The 18,104-nt window shown below is 68.6% G+C and carries 18 protein-coding genes; 9 read left to right on the top strand and 9 right to left on the bottom strand.

The genetic code is table 11. From position 1 onward, the window contains the following. The first annotated feature begins 92 nt into the window (after nt 1–92). Nucleotides 93–1,802: a hypothetical protein gene (locus tag ACSVC7_RS15905; protein ID WP_448203074.1), complete on the top strand. Its 1,710-nt coding sequence runs from the start codon at nt 93–95 to the stop codon at nt 1,800–1,802. 181 nt (nt 1,803–1,983) lie between these two features. Here ACSVC7_RS15905 and ACSVC7_RS15910 read toward each other — a convergent pair whose 3' ends face one another. Beyond that, entirely contained in the window at nt 1,984–2,880 is an 897-nt protein-coding gene (locus ACSVC7_RS15910) for a hypothetical protein (protein WP_448203075.1), read from the bottom strand. A gap of 174 nt (nt 2,881–3,054) precedes the next feature. On the opposite strand from ACSVC7_RS15910, the gene ACSVC7_RS15915 reads away from it, so the two are divergent. Beyond that, a complete protein-coding gene (locus ACSVC7_RS15915) occupies nt 3,055–3,984 on the top strand; it encodes an HD-GYP domain-containing protein (RefSeq protein ID WP_448203076.1) in 930 nt (309 codons plus the stop codon). Nucleotides 3,985–3,991: 7 nt separating this feature from the next. Here the strand turns inward: ACSVC7_RS15915 and ACSVC7_RS15920 are convergent, their stop codons facing one another. Continuing rightward, entirely contained in the window at nt 3,992–5,314 is a 1,323-nt protein-coding gene (locus ACSVC7_RS15920) for a replication-associated recombination protein A (RefSeq protein ID WP_448203077.1), read from the bottom strand. Nucleotides 5,315–5,321: 7 nt separating this feature from the next. Next, nucleotides 5,322–5,717, bottom strand: coding sequence for a hypothetical protein (locus ACSVC7_RS15925; protein ID WP_448203078.1), 396 nt, complete (start codon nt 5,715–5,717; stop codon nt 5,322–5,324). Nucleotides 5,718–5,861: 144 nt separating this feature from the next. Between ACSVC7_RS15925 and ACSVC7_RS15930 the strand changes: the two genes are divergently transcribed. Then, nucleotides 5,862–6,125, top strand: coding sequence for a hypothetical protein (locus ACSVC7_RS15930; protein WP_448203079.1), 264 nt, complete (start codon nt 5,862–5,864; stop codon nt 6,123–6,125). 43 nt (nt 6,126–6,168) lie between these two features. Here ACSVC7_RS15930 and ACSVC7_RS15935 read toward each other — a convergent pair whose 3' ends face one another. The 5 genes from ACSVC7_RS15935 to rpsM form a co-directional block, all read right to left on the bottom strand. Continuing rightward, nucleotides 6,169–6,684, bottom strand: coding sequence for a YqaA family protein (locus tag ACSVC7_RS15935; RefSeq protein ID WP_448203080.1), 516 nt, complete (start codon nt 6,682–6,684; stop codon nt 6,169–6,171). Nucleotides 6,685–6,906: 222 nt separating this feature from the next. Next, complete coding sequence (gene rplQ / locus ACSVC7_RS15940) at nt 6,907–7,329, bottom strand: 50S ribosomal protein L17 (protein ID WP_448203081.1); 423 nt, start codon at nt 7,327–7,329, stop codon at nt 6,907–6,909. A 214-nt stretch (nt 7,330–7,543) separates the two neighbouring features. Beyond that, the gene (locus ACSVC7_RS15945) at nt 7,544–8,563 is read right to left on the bottom strand and encodes a DNA-directed RNA polymerase subunit alpha (RefSeq protein WP_448203082.1); all 1,020 of its coding nucleotides are present in this window, start codon (nt 8,561–8,563) and stop codon (nt 7,544–7,546) included. 134 nt (nt 8,564–8,697) lie between these two features. Continuing rightward, nucleotides 8,698–9,096, bottom strand: coding sequence for a 30S ribosomal protein S11 (rpsK, locus tag ACSVC7_RS15950; protein WP_448203083.1), 399 nt, complete (start codon nt 9,094–9,096; stop codon nt 8,698–8,700). Nucleotides 9,097–9,111: 15 nt separating this feature from the next. Further along, entirely contained in the window at nt 9,112–9,480 is a 369-nt protein-coding gene (rpsM, locus tag ACSVC7_RS15955) for a 30S ribosomal protein S13 (protein ID WP_448203084.1), read from the bottom strand. Between the two features lie 453 nt (nt 9,481–9,933). Between rpsM and pyk the strand changes: the two genes are divergently transcribed. Next, nucleotides 9,934–11,376, top strand: coding sequence for a pyruvate kinase (gene pyk, locus ACSVC7_RS15960; RefSeq protein ID WP_448203085.1), 1,443 nt, complete (start codon nt 9,934–9,936; stop codon nt 11,374–11,376). Nucleotides 11,377–11,421: 45 nt separating this feature from the next. Here pyk and ACSVC7_RS15965 read toward each other — a convergent pair whose 3' ends face one another. After that, a complete protein-coding gene (locus ACSVC7_RS15965; protein WP_448203086.1) occupies nt 11,422–14,049 on the bottom strand; it encodes a PAS-domain containing protein in 2,628 nt (875 codons plus the stop codon). A 202-nt stretch (nt 14,050–14,251) separates the two neighbouring features. Between ACSVC7_RS15965 and ACSVC7_RS15970 the strand changes: the two genes are divergently transcribed. The 5 genes from ACSVC7_RS15970 to ACSVC7_RS15990 all read left to right on the top strand — a co-directional run bounded on the left by ACSVC7_RS15970 (nt 14,252) and on the right by ACSVC7_RS15990 (nt 18,067). Beyond that, nucleotides 14,252–14,677 carry a YqaA family protein gene (locus tag ACSVC7_RS15970; protein WP_448203087.1) on the top strand — a complete coding sequence of 142 codons (426 nt, stop codon included), beginning with the start codon at nt 14,252–14,254 and terminating at the stop codon, nt 14,675–14,677. A 42-nt stretch (nt 14,678–14,719) separates the two neighbouring features. Then, nucleotides 14,720–15,160 carry a YbaN family protein gene (locus ACSVC7_RS15975; protein ID WP_448203088.1) on the top strand — a complete coding sequence of 147 codons (441 nt, stop codon included), beginning with the start codon at nt 14,720–14,722 and terminating at the stop codon, nt 15,158–15,160. Nucleotides 15,161–15,344: 184 nt separating this feature from the next. Continuing rightward, nucleotides 15,345–16,805, top strand: a complete 1,461-nt coding sequence (gene ccoG / locus ACSVC7_RS15980) for a cytochrome c oxidase accessory protein CcoG (protein ID WP_448203089.1) — start codon at nt 15,345–15,347, stop codon at nt 16,803–16,805. A gap of 10 nt (nt 16,806–16,815) precedes the next feature. Continuing rightward, nucleotides 16,816–17,379, top strand: coding sequence for a molybdopterin adenylyltransferase (gene mog / locus ACSVC7_RS15985; protein ID WP_448203090.1), 564 nt, complete (start codon nt 16,816–16,818; stop codon nt 17,377–17,379). Between the two features lie 127 nt (nt 17,380–17,506). Further along, nucleotides 17,507–18,067, top strand: a complete 561-nt coding sequence (locus ACSVC7_RS15990) for a hypothetical protein (RefSeq protein WP_448203091.1) — start codon at nt 17,507–17,509, stop codon at nt 18,065–18,067. Nucleotides 18,068–18,104 lie beyond the last annotated feature (37 nt).

Raw genomic sequence — 18,104 nt, forward strand, 5'->3', positions numbered from 1 at the left:
GGCCGGCAATCATTGGAAAACAGCGTTGATTTTGGTTGCAAAATGTCGGATTTGTGCACGCGACGAGGCTCGCAAGGTCGGGGCAAGGGGCCATGGCGCGCGCGGCCAACAGTTTCGAAGTGCAAATCTACAAGCTGGACCACTGGGTCCTGGACAGCCGCTTCGACGCGGAGGCGGAGGCGCTGGCCTACGGCAGGCGCATCCTGTCCGGCGGCCGGGTCGAGGGGATCCGCGTGGTGCGCGACCGGCGGCGCCCCGACGGCCGCCATGTCGAGACGGAAGTCCACGCGGAATTCCGCCCCATCTCCACCCGGATCACCATCGCTCCCATCGACGAGGCGCCGGCTGTCTGCGTCACGCCGGACCAGTGCTACGGCCTGCAGAGCCGCATGATTTTCAACCGCATCCTGCGCAATTATGTCGAGCGCGTCGTCGTGACGCCGACCGAGGTGCTGCACCACCACGCGGAACTGAAGCGGCTGCTCGCCAAGGACAACCTCGCCCAACTAGCGGTCGGCCGGGTGGCGGCCTTGCAGGCGGAAAAGGCCCGGACCGATGGACGCGCCCGGCGGGAGGAGCTGAACAGCCTGCTCCACACCGTCGCGGAACGGGCGCGCGCCGCCGCGGCGCGCAAGGACCTGCCGGCGATCACCCGAACCGGCTTCCGCCCGATGTTCGACGCGCTGAACGCCAAGCTGCCGCCGGAGGAGCGCGACTTCCTCGCCCGCGTCGTGCTGTCGCGGGAAACCGTGCAGATGCGCAACTGGCTCGCCAAGCTGGAGTTCCTGGGCGAGCTGGTGCGCGAGGACGGCGGCTTGGCGGACGAGCCGCTGACCCTGCTGGACGGCGCCATCGCCGACGTGATGGGCGCGCCCTCCGTGGCGCAACAGCTTTTGGGCGACCAGGGCAGCTTGGTCGAGGCGCTGTGCAACCTGATCGACCTGTCGCGCGGCCGCTTGTCGCCGGGCGGCCGGGCGGAGGACGACCGCGCCGTGCAACTGAACGAGCTTCTGGCCTTCCACGATCTGGACGAGACGCGGCTGGTGATCCTCGACCTCGTGCGCCGGGAACTCAGGGGCACCCACCCGCTCTACCGCCACGATTCGACGAAGGAGAAGGACGCCTTCCTGACGGTGCTTCGGCGCACCCTCGCCCCGGACGGGCTGACCGGCGGCGGGCCGATGGCGGAGTCGCTGGTGCTGCGCTACCTCCGCTTTCTGGAGGCGGGCGGCGCCACCGGCCGACGGCAGGCGATCACCGAGATCCTGGCCCGCATTCCCGACGGCAAGGATCAGGTGCGCTTCCTCATCGCGCTGGCCGATTCGGACCTGGGACGGCAGCACGCCGACGACATCGGGGCGGCGCTGGAAAAATTGACCGGCGGCCCGGCCAGCTTCGTGTGGTTCGTGGACCGCGACCAGCCGCCCAAAGAGATCCTGGACGCCCTGACGGCGCTCTACGGCCAGGTTCTGGAGTCGGCCCTGGAGGAGCCGTTGCGCGGACAGGTGGCGGAAAATGTGGACAACCTGCTGGTCGCCTACATCGTCAACTGCCGGGTGGTGGAGCAGCTCGACAACCCGGAGGACGCGCTGCGCCACCGGGCCAACCGCCTGATCCAGCTCTGCGCGCCGGGAACTCTGCGCAGCCGCCGGGCGCTGGACATGGTCCGCCAGCGGGTCGTCTCGCACCTGCGCCAGCCGAACTTCGAACACAAATACGTCGAGGACCTGCCCGACCACCGCGCCCAGCAGGGCGCGCTGCGCGAGTTCTACCGCCTGCTCGGCGAAGCCGGCTTGACCTAACAACCCCTCGCCCGCCTCCGGCGGGAGAGGGAGGGACCCGCGCCGAAGGCGTGGGAGGGTGAGGGCAAGGTTTACCCAAAAATCCATCCTACGCTTCATCAGGAATCTCGTTAAAACCTTGCCCTCACCCTCCCGCCTGCGGCGGGCCCCTCCCTCTCCCAGCGGGGCTGGGCGAGGGGTGCTATGCCCGGCGATCCCCCACGCCGAAGATCCAGCCTTCCTGGCGGCGGGCGCGGGTGTCCATGGCGGGCGGGCTCCAGACCTCGGGGCGGGCGGCCAGCCAGCGAAGCCCAGCCGCGGAGACGAGCGCGTCTGCGTCGTGGTCGGTGACGGAGACCGGCAAGCGGGCCGGTTCCGAGTCCAGGAAGCCCAGCGCCGCGTCCACGTCCGCCGCATCGCGGATCTTGCGCAGGCCGAAGCCGGCGCGCTTCAGGAACAGACGCGGGTAGATCTCGCAGAAGACGGCCCGGCCCGGCCCTGTCGCGTCGAAGGGCCAGACCGCCACGCGATCCGGCGCGGCCTGTTTCAGCGCGCGCAGCATCCGCATGCCGGCGAGAGCGCCCTTCCCCACCTGCTTCGACCCGATCAGCTTGTAGGGGCTCTGCGGGCTGCCATAGCCGTCGGCGCGGCACATCCGCTCGGTCAGCCGGTGCGGGTCCTTGTACCAGTCGGGCTGCAATCCAGAGCGCCAGAAATCGGCGCCGTAATCGGGATGCTCGGCAAAGGCGCCGCCCGCGAAGTCCGGCTCGGCGGCGGCGACCTCCTCCACCCGGTCCCACAGATCGAACACCGTCGCGGCGTCCGGATCGGCGAAATAGCGCCGGGCGACCGCGAAGGGCAGCGAAAAGGCGCAGTCGATGCCGACCAGTGCCGGGCCGCGAGCCACCGACTCCAGAAGCCACGCGAACACGGCCGAACGCGACCACCAGCCGTTGGCAGACGCGACGATCCGGGGCGGCGCCGCGCCGGCCGCGCATTCCGCAACGGCGACGCCGGCGTAGCGTTTGCCACGGGCGCCGGACCAGTCGATGGCGATGAACCGGGAAAATGCGGGAGGCTGTCCGTCGGCGTTTTCCAAAAGGATATCAACTCCCTGTCAGAGTCCGGCGCGGCGCGCAGGCCTGGTGCGATGCGCGATCCCGCCGATTGCATAAAAAATGATGCTGGTGACGGGCTCAAGTCTGCGCGACAATGCGGAAACATCCTTTCCGACAGTCATAGCCGCCATACGGCCACCGGGGCTTGTTCCGCCATGCAGGACCGTTCTCTCGCCAACAGGGTTTCCGGGGCCTACGCCATTGCGGGCGGCCTGTGGATCCTGCTGGGCAGCGAAGCGACCGGCAAACTCTTCGGCAGCAACATCGCGGCGCAAAGCTCGTTCGAGATCCTGAAGGGGCTGTTCTTCATCGCGACCACGGCGCTGGCCCTGCGCTGGCTGCTGGGCCGGGAGATGAAGCGCCGGAACGAGGCGGACGCGGAACGGGTGAAGGCCACGCGGCGCCTCACCCTGCTGCTGGACCAGTCGGTGGAGGCGCTGTCCCACACGCTCAGCCAGCGCGACCCCTACACCGCCGGCCATCAGGAGCGGGTGGCCGCCCTGTCCGTGGCGATCGCGCGCCGGATGGGGCTGGCGGAGGACCGGGTGGCGGCGATCCGGACCGGCGCTCTGCTGCACGATGTCGGCAAGATCGGCATCCCGGCGGAAATCCTGTCGAAGCCGGGCCGCCTCAGCGCCGACGAGTTCAACCTCGTCAAGAGCCACGCACGCATCGGCGGCACCATCGTCGGCAAAATCGACTTCGAATCGGCGATCCACGCGGTGGTCAGCCAGCACCACGAGCGGCTGGACGGCACCGGCTACCCGCAAGGCCTGCGCGGCGACGCCATCGCCGTCGAGGCGCGGATCGTCGCCGTTGCCGACGTGGTGGAGGCCATGACCTCCCACCGCCCCTACCGCCCCGCCCTGGGCGTCGAAGCGGCGGAGGCCGAGATCCGCGCGCTGCGCGGGGCGAAGCTCGACGCCGGGGCGGTGGACGCCTGCCTCGCCATCATTGCGGAAGGGCTGGACCGCGTGTGGCCGGGCTACGGCAAGCTGCCGGCAGACCTGCGCCCCATGTCATTGGCAGAGACACCAGTCACGGAGACACCAGTCGCGGAGACGGTGGCGCAAGCGGCGCTGTGAAGTCCGCTCAGCCCTCGCCCGTCGTCTTCCGCTCCCTCAGCCGCGCCCAGTAGTCCTGGCGCTTCTTGATCTCGCGTTCGAAGCCGCGCTCCACCGGCTGGTAGAACTCCCGCCGGGCCATGCCGTCCGGGAAATAGTTCTGGCCGGAGAATCCATCCGCCGTGTCGTGGTCGTATTCGTAACCCTTGCCGTAGCCGATCTGCTTCATCAGCTTGGTCGGCGCGTTCAGGATGTGCTTGGGCGGCATCAGGGAGCCGGTCTCCTTCGCCGCGCGCACCGCGCTCTTGTAGGCGGTGTAGGCCGCGTTCGACTTGGGCGCGGTGCCCAGATAGACGACCAGCTGCGCGATGGCCAGTTCGCCCTCCGGGCTGCCCAGCCGCTCGTAGGCCTCCCAGGCGGCGATGGCCTGCGTCAGCGCGTTGGGGTCGGCCAGCCCGATGTCTTCCACGGCGAAGCGGGTGAGGCGGCGGGCGATGTAGCGCGGGTCCTCCCCGCCCTCCAGCATGCGCGCGTACCAGTAGAGCGCCGCGTCCGTGTCGGAGCCGCGCAGCGACTTGTGCAGCGCGCTGATGAGGTTGTAGTGCCCCTCCTGCGCCTTGTCGTAGATCGGCGCGCGGCGCTGGATGGTGGTGGCGAGCCCGTTGTTGTCCAGCACCGTGCCTTCTGGCAAAGCGAACAGCTCTTCGCACAGGTTCAGGCAGAAGCGGCCGTCGCCGTCCGCCATGGCCTTCAGCGCGGCGCGCGCGTCGGGCTCCAGCGGCAGGGGGCGGCCCATCTCCGCCTCCGCCCGCGTCAGCAGCTTTTCCAGCGCGGCGTCGTCCAGGCGGTTCAGCACGAAGACCTGGGCGCGCGACAGCAACGCCGCGTTCAGCTCGAAGGACGGATTCTCGGTCGTGGCGCCGACCAGCGTGACGGTTCCGTCCTCCACATAGGGCAGGAAACCGTCCTGTTGCGACCGGTTGAAGCGGTGGATTTCGTCGATGAACAGCAGCGTGCCCTGCCCCGCCGCCCGGCGCGCCCTGGCGGCGTCGAAGACCTTGCGCAGGTCGGCCACGCCGGAAAAGACCGCCGACAGCGGTTCGAAATGCAGGTCGGTCGATTGCGCCAGCAGGCGGGCGATGGTCGTCTTGCCGCAGCCCGGCGGCCCCCACAGGATCATGGAGGCGAGCCGCCGCGCCGAGACCATGCGGCCGAGCGGGCCGTCGGGCTTCAGCAGATGCTCCTGCCCGACGACTTCGCCGAGGTTGCGCGGCCGCAGCCGGTCGGCCAGCGGGCGCGGGGCGCCCGCCTCGAACAGCCCTCCGCTTCCCTGGTCGCCGCGTTTGCTCATCGTGGGATCAGCGAGTCGCCGCCCCGCAGCGCTGATAGCACTGGCGCAGCGAATACTGGCAGTTGTCGGTCGGGGTGAAGGGCGCCAAGCGGTCCGGACGCTCCGCGCCGCTCTGCGCACGCGCGGCGACCGAGTCCATGCAGGAATTGTTGCTGCGCTCGCACTGGGCGCGGCAGCTGTCGTCGCTGCCGGCGCTGCCGCCCAGGCGCAACGACTGGTCGTCGGCGCCCCGGTTCGCCGGAGCGGCCGGACGCGGCGTGCCGGGGGCGGCCGTGGTGGCCGTCGGGGCCGGGGCGCCGGCGGTCGTCGGACCGGACCGCCGCGCCGGACCGTCCGAACAGGCGGACAGCGCGACCAGGGCGAGGGCCAGGGCCGGCCCCAGGATGGTGATCGGACGGAACATCTCGGCTAGGCTCCCATTGTTCTTGCGCGGCCAAGGAGGTTGGCGGAAGGTCGTTGGCGGCCGGTCCGGATCGGATCAGGCCGGATCGGCCGCGGGCACACCGCCCACTATGCCGGGAACGCAAGCGATAAGGGAATGATTCAAATGGCCCCCACCAGCGGAGGACAGACTCCACGGCGACGCAGTTCGGTCGCGGTCTTCGCGGCCCTGCTCATTGGCGGCCTTCTGCTGCTTGTCGTCCGCATGCTCGCCATGCCGGAGGTCAGCTTCGGCGAAATCCTGGTGCCCGCGCTGGGCGGCATCGCGATGGCCGCGGCCATCGCCGTCATCGTGCTCCGCGACCGGCGCGAGCGCGCCGCCATGCCCCCGTCCCGGCGCGACTCGCAGGACCAGGGCATGCCGGACTGACCGGCCCCGTCGTGTGGGGCGCTGGTCGTTTTTCGAAGGCGCCCTACACGAACTTGAAGCTGAGCAGCCCGCCGATGACGATCACCAGCAGCACGGTGGTCACCAGCATCAGCCGCTTTTCGATGATGTCGCGCACCTGCGGCCCGTAGAAGTGCAGCAAAATCGCGATCATGTAGAATCGCGAGAAGCGCGCGACAATGGAGCACAGCACGAAGACCGTCAGGTCCAGATGCGCGAACCCCGCGGTGATCGTCAGCAGCTTGTAGGGGATCGGCGTCACGCCCTTCAGGATCAGGAACCAGGGGCCGAATTCGGCGAACATGTCCTGGAACCGCTGGAAGCTGTCCTGGGCGTTGTAGAAGTCGATGATCAGCCGGCCGATGCTTTCGAACAGGTAGTAGCCGACCGCATAGCCGAACATCCCCCCGATCAGCGAGGCCAGCGCGCAGATGTTGGTGTAGCGCCAGAGCTTCTTCGGCTCCGACAGGCACATCGGCACCAGCATCACGTCCGGCGGAAGCGGAAAGAAGGAGCTTTCCGCGAACGACACCGCAGCCATCCACCACACGGCATCCTTCCGCGCGGAGAGCTGCAAAATCCGATTGTAGAGAGGTCTCAGCATACCGCGCGCGCGGCGCTCCCCCGGAAGTGACGGAACCCAGAAACCGGAAACCCTCCCCCCGGGAATGAACCCGGAGGGAGGGCCGGTCGATCACCTATATCGGTCGCCGAGGCCGTAAGGGCAACGGCAACGATAGGATTTCATCGGGTCGCGAGCGACTTAGGCCTGGGCCTCGGTCTCTTCCGCGACTTCCACCGGGCCGGAGTCCAGGCCCTTGGCGGCCAGGTCACGGTCGACCAGCTCGATGACGCCCATGGCGGCGGCGTCGCCGTAGCGGAAGCCGGCCTTCAGGACGCGGGTGTAGCCACCCTGGCGGTCCTTGTAGCGATCGGCGATGACCGTGAACAGCTTGGTGACCATCGCGTCGTCGCGCAGCTGCGCGAAGGCGAGACGGCGGTTGGCCAGGCCACCCTTCTTGCCGAGCGTGATCAGACGCTCGACGATCGGGCGCAGATCCTTCGCCTTCGGCAGGGTGGTCTTGATCTGCTCGTGCTTGATCAGCGCGTTCGCCATGTTCGAGAACATGGCCTTACGGTGGCTGGTGGTCTTGCTGAACTTACGTCCGGAAACGCCGTGACGCATGGCAGTCCTCCTTCATGGCGTGGCCCCCCTCGGGGAGCCGGTGGTGAACCCCGCCGCCCAATCCGCGAAGCGGGTGGTACGGCACGGGGGCGGGCCGGGTAGACCTTGGGGAAACCTGCCCCCTCCCCGACCCTCCCCCGCTTCGCGGGAGAGGGAGATCGGTCCCCTCCACCGCGAAAGCGGGGGAGGGTTAGGGAGGGGGAAAAACGCTTGCTTAGTACGGCTCTTCCAGACGCTTGGCCAGCTCTTCGATGTTCTCGGGCGGCCAGTTCGGGATTTCCATACCGAGGTGCAGGCCCATCTGAGCCAGCACTTCCTTGATCTCGTTCAGCGACTTGCGGCCGAAGTTCGGGGTGCGGAGCATTTCCGCTTCCGTCTTCTGCACCAGATCGCCGATGTAGACGATGTTGTCGTTCTTGAGGCAGTTGGCCGAACGGACCGACAGTTCCAGCTCGTCCACCTTGCGGAGCAGGTTCTTGTTGAACGGAACCTCCTCGTGCTTCTCCTCGGCGACCGCGTGGGTCGGCTCCTCGAAGTTGATGAACAGCTGCAGCTGGTCCTGCAGGATGCGGGCGGCCAGAGCCACCGCGTCGTCCGGCTTCACGGACCCGTTGGTCTCGACGACCATCGACAGGCGGTCATAGTCGGTGACCTGCCCGACGCGGGCGTTGTCGACCTTGTAGGAGATCTTGCGGACCGGCGAGAACAGGGCGTCCACCGGGATCAGGCCGATGGGGGCGTCTTCCGGACGGTTCTGGCTGGCCGGGACGTAGCCCTTGCCGGTCTCGACCGTCAGTTCCATGTTCAGGCGGGCGCCGGCGTCCAGCGTGCAGATCACGAGATCCGGGTCCATCACCTGGATGTCCGCACCGGTCTCGATCATGCCGGCCTTCACCTCGCCGGGGCCTTCGGCGCGCAGGCGCATGCGCTTTGGGCCGTCGCCGCCCATGCGCAGGCCCATCGACTTGATGTTGAGGACGATGTCCGTCACATCCTCGCGCACGCCGGGGATCGAGGAGAACTCGTGCAGCACGCCGTCGATCTGGATCGACGTGACGGCGGCACCCTGAAGCGAGGACAGCAGAACGCGGCGCAGCGCGTTGCCGAGAGTCAGGCCGAAGCCGCGCTCCAGCGGCTCGGCCACGACGGTCGCCACGCGGTCGGCGTCGTCACCGGGCTGGATGTCCAGCTTGTTCGGCTTAATCAGTTCCTGCCAGTTCTTCTGAAGAGCCACGGGTCTACCTCATGCCATCGGATCGTTGAACGCAATCCCGCGGCGGCCGACCGTTCCCATCCGATGGCGCCGCGATGGCTGCGGCGTCTGTCCCGGAACGGTTGACCCCCGCGGGAGCGGAGTCTAAAGCGAAATCAGACGCGACGCTTCTTCGGCGGGCGAACGCCGTTGTGCGGGATCGGCGTGACGTCGCGGATCGAGGTGATCTGGAAGCCGATGGCCTGGAGGGCGCGCAGCGCCGACTCACGGCCCGAACCCGGACCCTTCACCTCGACCTCGAGGGTCTTCATGCCGTGCTCCTGAGCCTTGCGGCCGGCGTCCTCGGCGGCCACCTGGGCGGCGTACGGAGTCGACTTGCGCGAGCCCTTGAAGCCCATCGTGCCCGACGACGACCAGGCAATCGTGTTGCCCTGCGCGTCGGTGATGGTGATCATGGTGTTGTTGAAGGAGGCGTTCACGTGGGCGACGCCGGAGGTGATGTTCTTGCGCTCACGACGGCGAAGACGCTGCGAAGCGGCGGAGGGCTTAGCCATGGTTGGTACGTCCTCTTACTTCTTCTTGCCGGCGATCGGCTTGGCCGGACCCTTGCGGGTACGGGCGTTCGTGTGGGTGCGCTGGCCGTGGACCGGCAGGCCCTTGCGGTGACGCAGGCCGCGGTAGCAGGCCATGTCCATCAAACGCTTGATGTTCATCGCGACGGAGCGACGCAGGTCGCCTTCGACCTGATACTCGGCGTCGATGGTCTCACGGATCTTGAGGATCTCGTCGTCCGTGAGCTGGTTGACGCGACGCTCGGCCGGAATGGCGAGCTTCGCGCAGATTTCCTTGGCCTTGAACGGGCCGATGCCATGGATGTAGGTCAACCCGATCTCCACGCGCTTCTGCGCGGGGATGTTGACGCCAGCGATACGCGCCACGCTGCTCTCCTCGATATCTCAACGGCAGCCCTCGTGGGCCACCTACACACCGATTGAATCCCGATGACGGCAGACCCGACCTCGGGACGCAAAATGTCCCTCGCAAACCCGGCGGGTTCGCGAGAGGGGCCGACTATAGAAAAAGCCGAAGCCTTGTCAAGGTTATTTGCAGACCTTGCAAGGGGCCTTCCGGATACCCGCTCAGTCCGGGTGGATTTCCCACGGTTGACAAGCACCGCCACACCTTTTGAGATGAGCGCAGGCGCCCGGCAGAGGCGCCCCGCAAACGAAGGGAGTGGCCATGCGAGGCGCACGATGCGCGGAAAGACCGGCAACAACGCCGGCCCGCGCTTGTTCGAAGCGCTGGACATTCCGGCCGCCGTCCGCCGGCGGCCGCCCCCTCCTCCCCCGCAGGCCAGATCCCAGACGGCCAGACTCCAGAAGGCACAAGCAATGAACCGCAAAGGCAGCCCGATCCGCCGCTTCCGCCTCACCAAAGTCGTCGCCACGCTGGGACCGGCGTCCTCTTCGCCGGAGATGATCCGCAGCCTGTTCGAGGCGGGCGTGGACGTGTTCCGGCTGAACTTCAGCCACGGCTCGCACGAGGACCACGGCCAGCGCCTCGCCGCCATCCGCGCGCTGGAGTCCGAACTCGACCATCCCATCTGCGTGATGGCCGACCTGCAAGGGCCGAAGCTGCGGCTGGGCACCTTTGCCGGCGGGCCGATCTCGGTCGGCGCCGGCCACAAAATCCGCCTGGACCTGTCGCGGGAGCCCGGCGACACCACCCGTGTCGGCCTGCCCCATCCGGAAATCTTCGCGGCCTTGGAGCCCGAGGCCGAACTGCTGGTGGACGACGGCAAGGTGCGGCTGCGCGTCGTCGATTGCAGCGCGGAGCATGCCGACTGCGTCGTGCTGTCCGGCACCCGCCTGTCGGACCGCAAGGGTGTCAACGTGCCGGGCGTGGTGCTGCCGCTGTCGCCGCTGACCGAAAAGGATCTCACCGACCTCGCCTTCGCGCTCGACCAGGGGGTGGACTGGGTCGCCCTGTCCTTCGTGCAGCGGCCGGAGGACGTGGCGGAGGCGCGCAAGCTGATCGACGGCCGCGCCGCCCTGCTGTCCAAGCTGGAAAAGCCGCAGGCCATCCAGCACCTCGACCAGATCATCGAGCTGTCGGACGGCATCATGGTGGCGCGCGGCGACCTGGGCGTGGAACTGCCGGCGGAGGACGTGCCCAGCATCCAGAAGCGGATCATCCGCGAGTCGCGCCGCGCCGGCAAGCCGGTGGTCGTCGCGACGCAGATGCTGGAATCGATGATCTCCGCCCCCGCCCCGACCCGCGCGGAGGCGTCCGACGTCGCGACCGCCGTCTATGACGGCGCGGACGCGGTGATGCTGTCGGCGGAAACGGCCTCCGGATCCTACCCGATCGAGGCGGTGTCGATGATGGACCGCATCGCCCGCCGGGTGGAAACCGACCCGCTCTACCGCACGGTCATGGACGCCCAGCACCCGGACCCGCAGCACACCGCCGCCGATGCCATCACCGCGGCGGCGCGGCAGGTCGCCCACACCATCCAGGCGGCGGCGATCGTGACCTACACGACCAGCGGCTCCACCACGCTCCGCGCCGCGCGCGAGCGGCCGGAAGTGCCGATCATGTGCCTGACCTCCAGCCTGGAAACGGCGCGGCGCCTGCAAATCGCCTACGGCGTGCACAGCGTCCATTCGGCCGATGTGAGCAACTTCAACGAAATGGTCCAGAAGGCCGCCCGCTGCGCCCACGAGGATGGCTTGGCGCTGGAAGGCCAGCGGCTGGTCATCACCGCCGGCGTTCCCTTCGGCACCCCCGGCAACACCAACATCCTGCGGATCGCCTGGGTCGAGGCGGAGTAAGCACCACCAACGGCCCCTCTCCTCCTGCCGGGGGAGAGGGGCTTTTTACGCCGGCACCAGCTCCGCCGGGACCACGCGGGGGAAGCGCAGGGTGAAGGTGGTGCCGCGGCCGGGGGCGCTGTCCAGCGCGATGCGGCCCTTCAGCGTGCGCGTGGCGATGTTGTAGACGATGTTCAGCCCCAGACCGCTGCCGCCGGAGCTGCGGTTGGTCGTGAAGAAGGGGTCGAACACCTTCCTTTGAAGTTCCGGCGGGATGCCGCGCCCGTTGTCGGAATAGACCAGCTCCACCTCCTCCTCGCCCACCGGCCTCACGGTGACGCGCAGGGTGCCGTGCTGCCCCGGTTCGAAGCCGTGGATGATCGAGTTCATCACGAAGTTGGTCAGCACCTGACTGAGCGCGCCCGGATAGCCGTCGATCATCAGGTCTTCCGGGCAGTCCACCTCCACCGTGTGGGCGGCGCGCTTGATACGCACGCCGAGGCTGCGCAGCACCTCGTGGATGTAGTCGCGCAGGTCGAAGGCGCGGCGCTCCTCGCTCGCCTGATCGACGGCGATCTGCTTGAAGCTCTGGATCAGCTGGGCGGCGCGGTCGATGTTCATCAGCATCAGCTGCGTCGCCTCCCCCGCCGTCTCCAGGAAGTCGGCGAAGTCCGGCTTGCGGATCTGCCCCGCCTCGAAATCGCGGCGGATGTGGCGGATGCGTTCGGCCAGCAGTGAGGCGCCGGTCAGCGCGATGCCGATGGGCGTGTTGATCTCGTGCGCCACGCCGGCCACCAGGGAGCCCAGCGCCGCCATCTTCTCCGACTGGATCAGGTGGGCCTGCGCCTCCTTCAGGTCGCGCAGGGCGCGCTCGGCCTCCTCCTTGGCGGCGTGCACCTGCTCCTCGGCGCGGATGCGCTCCGTCACGTCGGTGTAGGACCCGACGATGCGCAGCGCCCGGCCGTCCGCCCCCAGCACCCGGATCGCGCGCGCCGCCAGATGGACGGTGTGCCCCTGCCGGTGCCGGTAGCGCTGGAGCATCTGACACTCTTCGATGACCCCCTCGGCGAAGTCGGTGACCATGCGCAGCGCCGTCTCCCGGTCCTCCGGCAGGATCAGCTCCTTCCAGCGCTCCATGGAGTTGTCCATCTCGTCCTCGCCATAGCCGAGCAGCCCCCACCATTGCGGCGAGAACCAGACGAGGCCGGTGCGCAGGTCCCATTGCGAGATGCCCTCGCGCGCGGCCCGGATGGCGAGTTCGAACAGCTCTCGGCTGGCGGCCAGCTCCCGTTCGGCCTGCTTGCGCTCGGTGACGTCGGTGAAGGTGGTGACGAAGCCACCGTCCGGCAGCGCGGTGGTCAGGCTCTCCACGACCAGCCCGTCGGTGCGGGCGCGCTCCTCCCGCAACTCCTCGCCGGTGGCGCAGACGTTCGCGACCATCTCGGCGACCAGGGCCGCCTCGTCGCGCCGGCTGTAGGTTCCGCGCTCGCCGACATGCCCGACCATCTCCGCGAAGGGACGGTGGAAGTGCGGGAAGCCGCGCTCCATGTCCAGCAGCTCCAGCGCCCGCTGGTTCCAGGCGGTCAGGCGCAGGTCGCGGTCGAAGGCCATGACGCCCTGGCTCAGCCCGTTCAGCACGGCGCTGGTCTGGGTCCACTGCGCCTCCAGCTCCTGCTCCGCGCGCTTGCGGGCGGAGATGTCGTTGACGCAGGCGAGCAGCGCCGTCTCGCCCTGATAGCGGAACATCCGGGCGGAGAGGATCACCCACAGCTCCCGCCCGTCGGCGGTCCGCATGCGCGTCTCGAAGCCGTCGAGGCGCCCGCCCCCCTCGCGCAGAAGCGTGATCAGGCGGTCGCGCTCCTCGGGGTCGCTGTAGTGGTCATAGGCGTTGACGCGCCCGATCACCTGCTCCAGCGGGATGCCGAACAGCGAGCTGGCGTGCTGGTTCGTCGTCAGCACCAGACCGTCCGACACGCGCGTCACCACCAGCGGGAAGGAGATGGCCTGCATGATCTGGCCCTGCGCCTCATCGGCGCGGGCGCGGTCGGTGACGTCGGTGTAGACGCGCAGGAAGCCGCCGCCCGGCAGCGGCGAATGGCGCGCGTCCAGGATCGACCCGTCGGACCGCGTCAGCCGGTAGGCGAAGGCATCGGCGCGCCGGCACAGCGCCATCCGCTCCGCCACGATCCCGTCCGGCTGACCGCGGCCGTAGTCGCCGCGCTCCGCCGTGAAGCGGATCAGATCGGCCATCGGGCGCCCGGACACGACCATCTCCGGCGGCAGGCGGAACATCTCCGCATAGCGTCGGTTCCAGACGGCCAGCCGCATATCCGCGTCAAAGGCGCTGACCGCGTCGGACATCGCGTCGAACATGGTCTCGAACATGGCGCGGTTGGCGGTGAGGTCCGGTCCGGCCTCCGGCTCCGCCTCGGCCGTTCCCGCGCCAAGCAGGGTCAGGACCGTTTCCCCCTCCTCCCCCTCCGCCGGGGCGAGGGTGAAGCGGCGGCCGTCGGCGGCCGTCACCGTCACGGACTGGCCGGCGCGCAGCCGAGTCGCCGCATCCCGTGGGGCGACGCCGTCGAGAAGCGCCGCCATGGCCGCCCCCGGCGCACCGCCGAGGGCCGCGCGAAAGGCCGGGTTCGCCCAGATCAGGCGTCCATCGGGATCGAAGCGGGCCAGACCGGCACCCGCCATGCGCGCATCCTCCCCAAGGGCTTCCCGAGCATACGACGAACGTCAAGCACGGGCTGGTTGAGCGGACAATACACGAAATCCACGCCCGCGCCCATGATAAGGCGAGGAGCCGCGGTTCTTCCTCACGCATTCTCCGGCTCGCGCATTCTTCGGTATGTTCGCTGTTCTATCGGCGGGTTGGAAACGGAAGACGGAAACCGAAATGGCCGAGATTGCCGCCTACAGCGGGCTGTTCATGACCGCGTTCCTGGCCGCGACCGTCTTTCCGGCGCAGTCGGAGCTTCTGCTGGCCGGCATGCACGCCAGCGGCAACTACGGCCACTGGGCGCTGCTGGGCGTGGCGACGGTGGGGAACGTGCTGGGCTCCGCCGCGAACTGGGCGCTCGGGCGCTACCTGATGCATTTCCAGGACCGGCGCTGGTTTCCGGTCACGCCGGGCATGGTGGACCGCGCCACGCGCTGGTACCAGCGCTTCGGCCTGTGGTCGCTGCTGCTGGCCTGGATGCCGGTGATTGGCGACCCGCTGACCCTGGTGGCCGGTATTCTGCGGGTGGACTTCCGGATTTTCCTGGCTCTGGTCACGCTGGGCAAGGGCGCGCGCTACGCCGCGCTGGTCCTGGCGGTGTGACGGGCATAAGTTTCGTCCCACGTTCTGATCCCGGAGCCGCGCATGACCACCCCCGACGCCGACACCCCCGCCCTGGACCGTTCGCCGTTCCGCCGCCGGCTGTGGATGGCGCTGGGCTACGCGGCGGTGGGGTTGGGCCTTGCCGGGACGGTGCTGCCGCTTCTGCCGACCACGCCGTTCCTCCTGCTGGCCGCCTGGGCCTTCGCCAAGGGCAGCCCGGCGCTGCGCGACCGCCTTTACAGCGACCCGCGCTTCGGCCCGCTGCTGCGCGACTGGCACGCGGAGGGCGCCATCCCCCGCCGGGCGAAGGTCGCGGCGCTGGCCGGGATGAGCGTCAGTTGGATCATCGTGGCGCTGACCAGCGGCAAGGTCTTCGTCATGGCCGTGTCCGGCGCCTGCATGGCGATGGTGGCGGTCTACATCGTCACCCGCCCCTCCCCCTCGGGCCGGGTCACGGCGTCCGCGCTGCAAAACGAAGCTTGAGCGAAAGGCCAAGGCGAAGTATTACCGTCGCGCAAATCCGGGCGGACAGTCGCGCCGCAGAAAAGTCCTTATGAGGTTTGAGGCTTTTCCGAAACCGGCCGACCCTTGATTACGATCAATCGGCGGCCGGACAGCGTCGCTTATTGTGCCGTCCGCGACCCCATCCGGAGCCAAGGCACGCGACATGCCCGACGGAAGCCTAGTCAAGCCGGCGAAAATTCCGCTTTACGAGAGCCACAAGACGATTCACCCGAAGGCCGTCTCCGGGCGGTTCCGCCGGCTGAAGACGATCACGTGGTGGGTGCTGCTGGCGATCTTCTTCATCGCCCCCTGGATCCGCTGGGAACGTGGCGCCGACGCCCCGGCCCAGGCGGTTCTGCTGGACCTGACCACGCCGCGCTTCTTCGTGTTCTGGATCGAGATCTGGCCGCAGGAAATCTACTACCTGACGGGCATCCTGATCGTCGCGGCGCTGGGGCTGTTCCTGGCCACCTCGCTGGCCGGCCGCGTCTGGTGTGGCTTCGCCTGCCCCCACACCGTGTGGACCGACCTGTTCGTCGCCATCGAGCGCTTCTTCGAAGGCGACCGGGCGGAGCGCATCCGCATGGAAAACGCCCCCTGGACCACGCAGAAGATCCTGCGCAAGGCCGGCAAGCACGCCGGCTGGCTGGCGCTGAGCCTGGTCACCGGCTTCGGCTTCGTCGCCTACTTCACCGACGCGCCGCAGCTGGCGGTCGACCTGCTGACCTTCAACGCCTCCTACGAGGCGGTCGTCTTCTACGGCCTGTTCGCCGGCATGACCTACATCATGGCCGGCTGGACCCGCGAGCAGATGTGCTACTACATGTGCCCGTGGCCGCGCATCCAGACCGCCATGCTGGACGAGCACAGCCTCGTCGTCACCTACGACACCATGCGCGGCGACAAGCGCGGCCCGAAGCGCAAGTCGCAGAACTGGGACGAGCGCAAGGCGGCGGGCTTCGGCGACTGCATCGACTGCGGCCAGTGCGTGCAGGTCTGCCCGGCCGGCATCGACATCCGCACGGGCGAGCAGGCGGACTGCATCAACTGCGGCCTGTGCGCCGACGCCTGCGACAGCATCATGACCCAGCAGGGCCTGCCGACCGGCCTGATCCGCTTCGACACGCTGGCGTCCCAGGACGCCCGCGCGCAGGGCAAGCCCTACGTCTGGCGCGCGGTGCGTCCGCGCACGATCATCTACAGCCTGCTGATGCTGGTGATCGCCGGCGCCATGGCCTGGACCTACGCGCTCCGCCCCCGGCTGGACATCGCCGTCCAGCGCGACCGCGCGCCGCTGTTCGTGACGCTCCAGGACGGGTCGATCCGCAACGCCTACACCTTCAAGGTCTCCAACAAGACCCGCCAGAGCCGCTCCTACGCCCTGGTGGCCGGCGGCATCGCGGGTGCCGAGGTCAAGGTCGTCGGCGAGAACGAGGCGGAGACGACGGACCGCTCCACCCACATCTCGGCGGCGCCGGACAGCGTGGCGACCTACCGCGTCTACGTCACCGCGCCGCGCGCGTCGGTGAACTCCACCTCGGTCCCGGTGACCTTCCAGCTCACCGACACGACCAACGGGGACAAGGACGCCTACAAGTCCGTGTTCCTCGGCCCGAACAACTGAGGCCATCGTCATGACCACCCCCGGCAAGGACCGCCCCCTTCGGATCGGTCCCCCTCGGATCGGCATCGTCACGGTTTCCGACCGGGCGAGCCGGGGGATCTACGAGGACAAGGGCGGCCCCGCCATCCGGGCGGAGCTGGACCGGATCATCACCTCCCCCTGGGAGCCGGTGGTCCGCGTCATCCCCGACGAGTTGGAAGAAATCGTCACCACCCTCATCGAACTGGCGGACTGGGAGCACTGCGACCTGATCGTCACCACCGGCGGCACCGGTCCCGCGCCGCGCGACGTGACGCCGGAGGCGACCGAGAAGGTCTGCCAGAAGATGATGCCGGGCTTCGGGGAGCTGATGCGCTCCGTCAGCCTCGCCGTGGTGCCGACGGCCATCCTGTCCCGCCAGACGGCCGGCATCCGCGGCAGCAGCCTGATCGTGAACCTGCCGGGCAAGCCGTCGGCCATTCACGATTGTTTGATGGCCGTGTTCCCGGCCATTCCCTACTGCCTCGACCTGATCGGCGGCGCCTGGATCGACACGGATCCGGCGGTTTGCAAGGCGTTCCGCCCGAAGGCCTGAGATCGCCTTACCTCTTCCGAACCAGCGCAAAAGGACACCACCCGCATGGTCATGTTGCCATGCGGGAACCGATGCTCACCTTCTTCGTTCGTGGGGAACGGGGACCCGGTACCAAGGTGAGCCAGTTATGCTGTTCGATTTCGAGCCCTCGGGCATCAACGACACCTATCTGCGCCTGACCCGGCGCGGAGTTTCGTGCATCGTCGCACCGGCCGGCGCTTGGAACGGTCTGCTGCGGGTGAACTACATCGTCGCGGGCTCGCCCGGCGGCGCCGACCCGCACATGATTTACCGATGCCTCGACGTGGGCTGGGACGACGGCCGCTTCTGCTGGAAGGGGCGTGCAGCCCCCGTCATGACCACCTCCCCGATGGTGGAGATCCTGCTGGAACGCGGGCTGGTCACCGACGGCGAGGCGGAGCGGCTTCTGTTCGGCATCAACAGCCCGGCCACCGGCGCCTCTTCCGACGAGGCGCTGATGCTGCGCGCAACGCTGCTGGGTTGCAGCTTTTCTCCGATCTACGACGACACGCCCCTGGAGTCCGGCCCGCCGCGTGTGGTCGGCTTCGCGCTGCGGACCCTGGCCGACCCCGGCGCCTTCGTGCTGGAGGCCCGCGACGGCGTGCCCGTGCTGGACGGCCCGGCCCGCGACGCGCTGAAGCGTGCTCTGGCGGGCGGAAACCCTTGATGGAATTGGGTTGACGTCGGTCAAGGACGACGGAGCG

It is taken from the genome of Azospirillum mesophilum (genome assembly GCF_053470405.2).

Excerpts from the sequence above, each read along its gene's own strand:
- ACSVC7_RS15905 (WP_448203074.1), top strand. The coding sequence starts at position 93 with ATGGCGCGCGCGGCCAACAGTTTCGAAGTGCAAATCTACAAGCTGGAC.
- ACSVC7_RS15915 (WP_448203076.1), top strand. The coding sequence starts at position 3,055 with ATGCAGGACCGTTCTCTCGCCAACAGGGTTTCCGGGGCCTACGCCATT.
- ACSVC7_RS15920 (WP_448203077.1), bottom strand. The coding sequence starts at position 5,314 with ATGAGCAAACGCGGCGACCAGGGAAGCGGAGGGCTGTTCGAGGCGGGC.
- ACSVC7_RS15925 (WP_448203078.1), bottom strand. The coding sequence starts at position 5,717 with ATGTTCCGTCCGATCACCATCCTGGGGCCGGCCCTGGCCCTCGCCCTG.
- ACSVC7_RS15930 (WP_448203079.1), top strand. The coding sequence starts at position 5,862 with ATGGCCCCCACCAGCGGAGGACAGACTCCACGGCGACGCAGTTCGGTC.
- ACSVC7_RS15935 (WP_448203080.1), bottom strand. The coding sequence starts at position 6,684 with ATGGCTGCGGTGTCGTTCGCGGAAAGCTCCTTCTTTCCGCTTCCGCCG.
- rplQ (WP_448203081.1), bottom strand. The coding sequence starts at position 7,329 with ATGCGTCACGGCGTTTCCGGACGTAAGTTCAGCAAGACCACCAGCCAC.
- rpsK (WP_448203083.1), bottom strand. The coding sequence starts at position 9,096 with ATGGCTAAGCCCTCCGCCGCTTCGCAGCGTCTTCGCCGTCGTGAGCGC.
- pyk (WP_448203085.1), top strand. The coding sequence starts at position 9,934 with ATGAACCGCAAAGGCAGCCCGATCCGCCGCTTCCGCCTCACCAAAGTC.
- ACSVC7_RS15965 (WP_448203086.1), bottom strand. The coding sequence starts at position 14,049 with ATGGCGGGTGCCGGTCTGGCCCGCTTCGATCCCGATGGACGCCTGATC.
- ACSVC7_RS15970 (WP_448203087.1), top strand. The coding sequence starts at position 14,252 with ATGGCCGAGATTGCCGCCTACAGCGGGCTGTTCATGACCGCGTTCCTG.
- ACSVC7_RS15975 (WP_448203088.1), top strand. The coding sequence starts at position 14,720 with ATGACCACCCCCGACGCCGACACCCCCGCCCTGGACCGTTCGCCGTTC.
- ccoG (WP_448203089.1), top strand. The coding sequence starts at position 15,345 with ATGCCCGACGGAAGCCTAGTCAAGCCGGCGAAAATTCCGCTTTACGAG.
- mog (WP_448203090.1), top strand. The coding sequence starts at position 16,816 with ATGACCACCCCCGGCAAGGACCGCCCCCTTCGGATCGGTCCCCCTCGG.
- ACSVC7_RS15990 (WP_448203091.1), top strand. The coding sequence starts at position 17,507 with ATGCTGTTCGATTTCGAGCCCTCGGGCATCAACGACACCTATCTGCGC.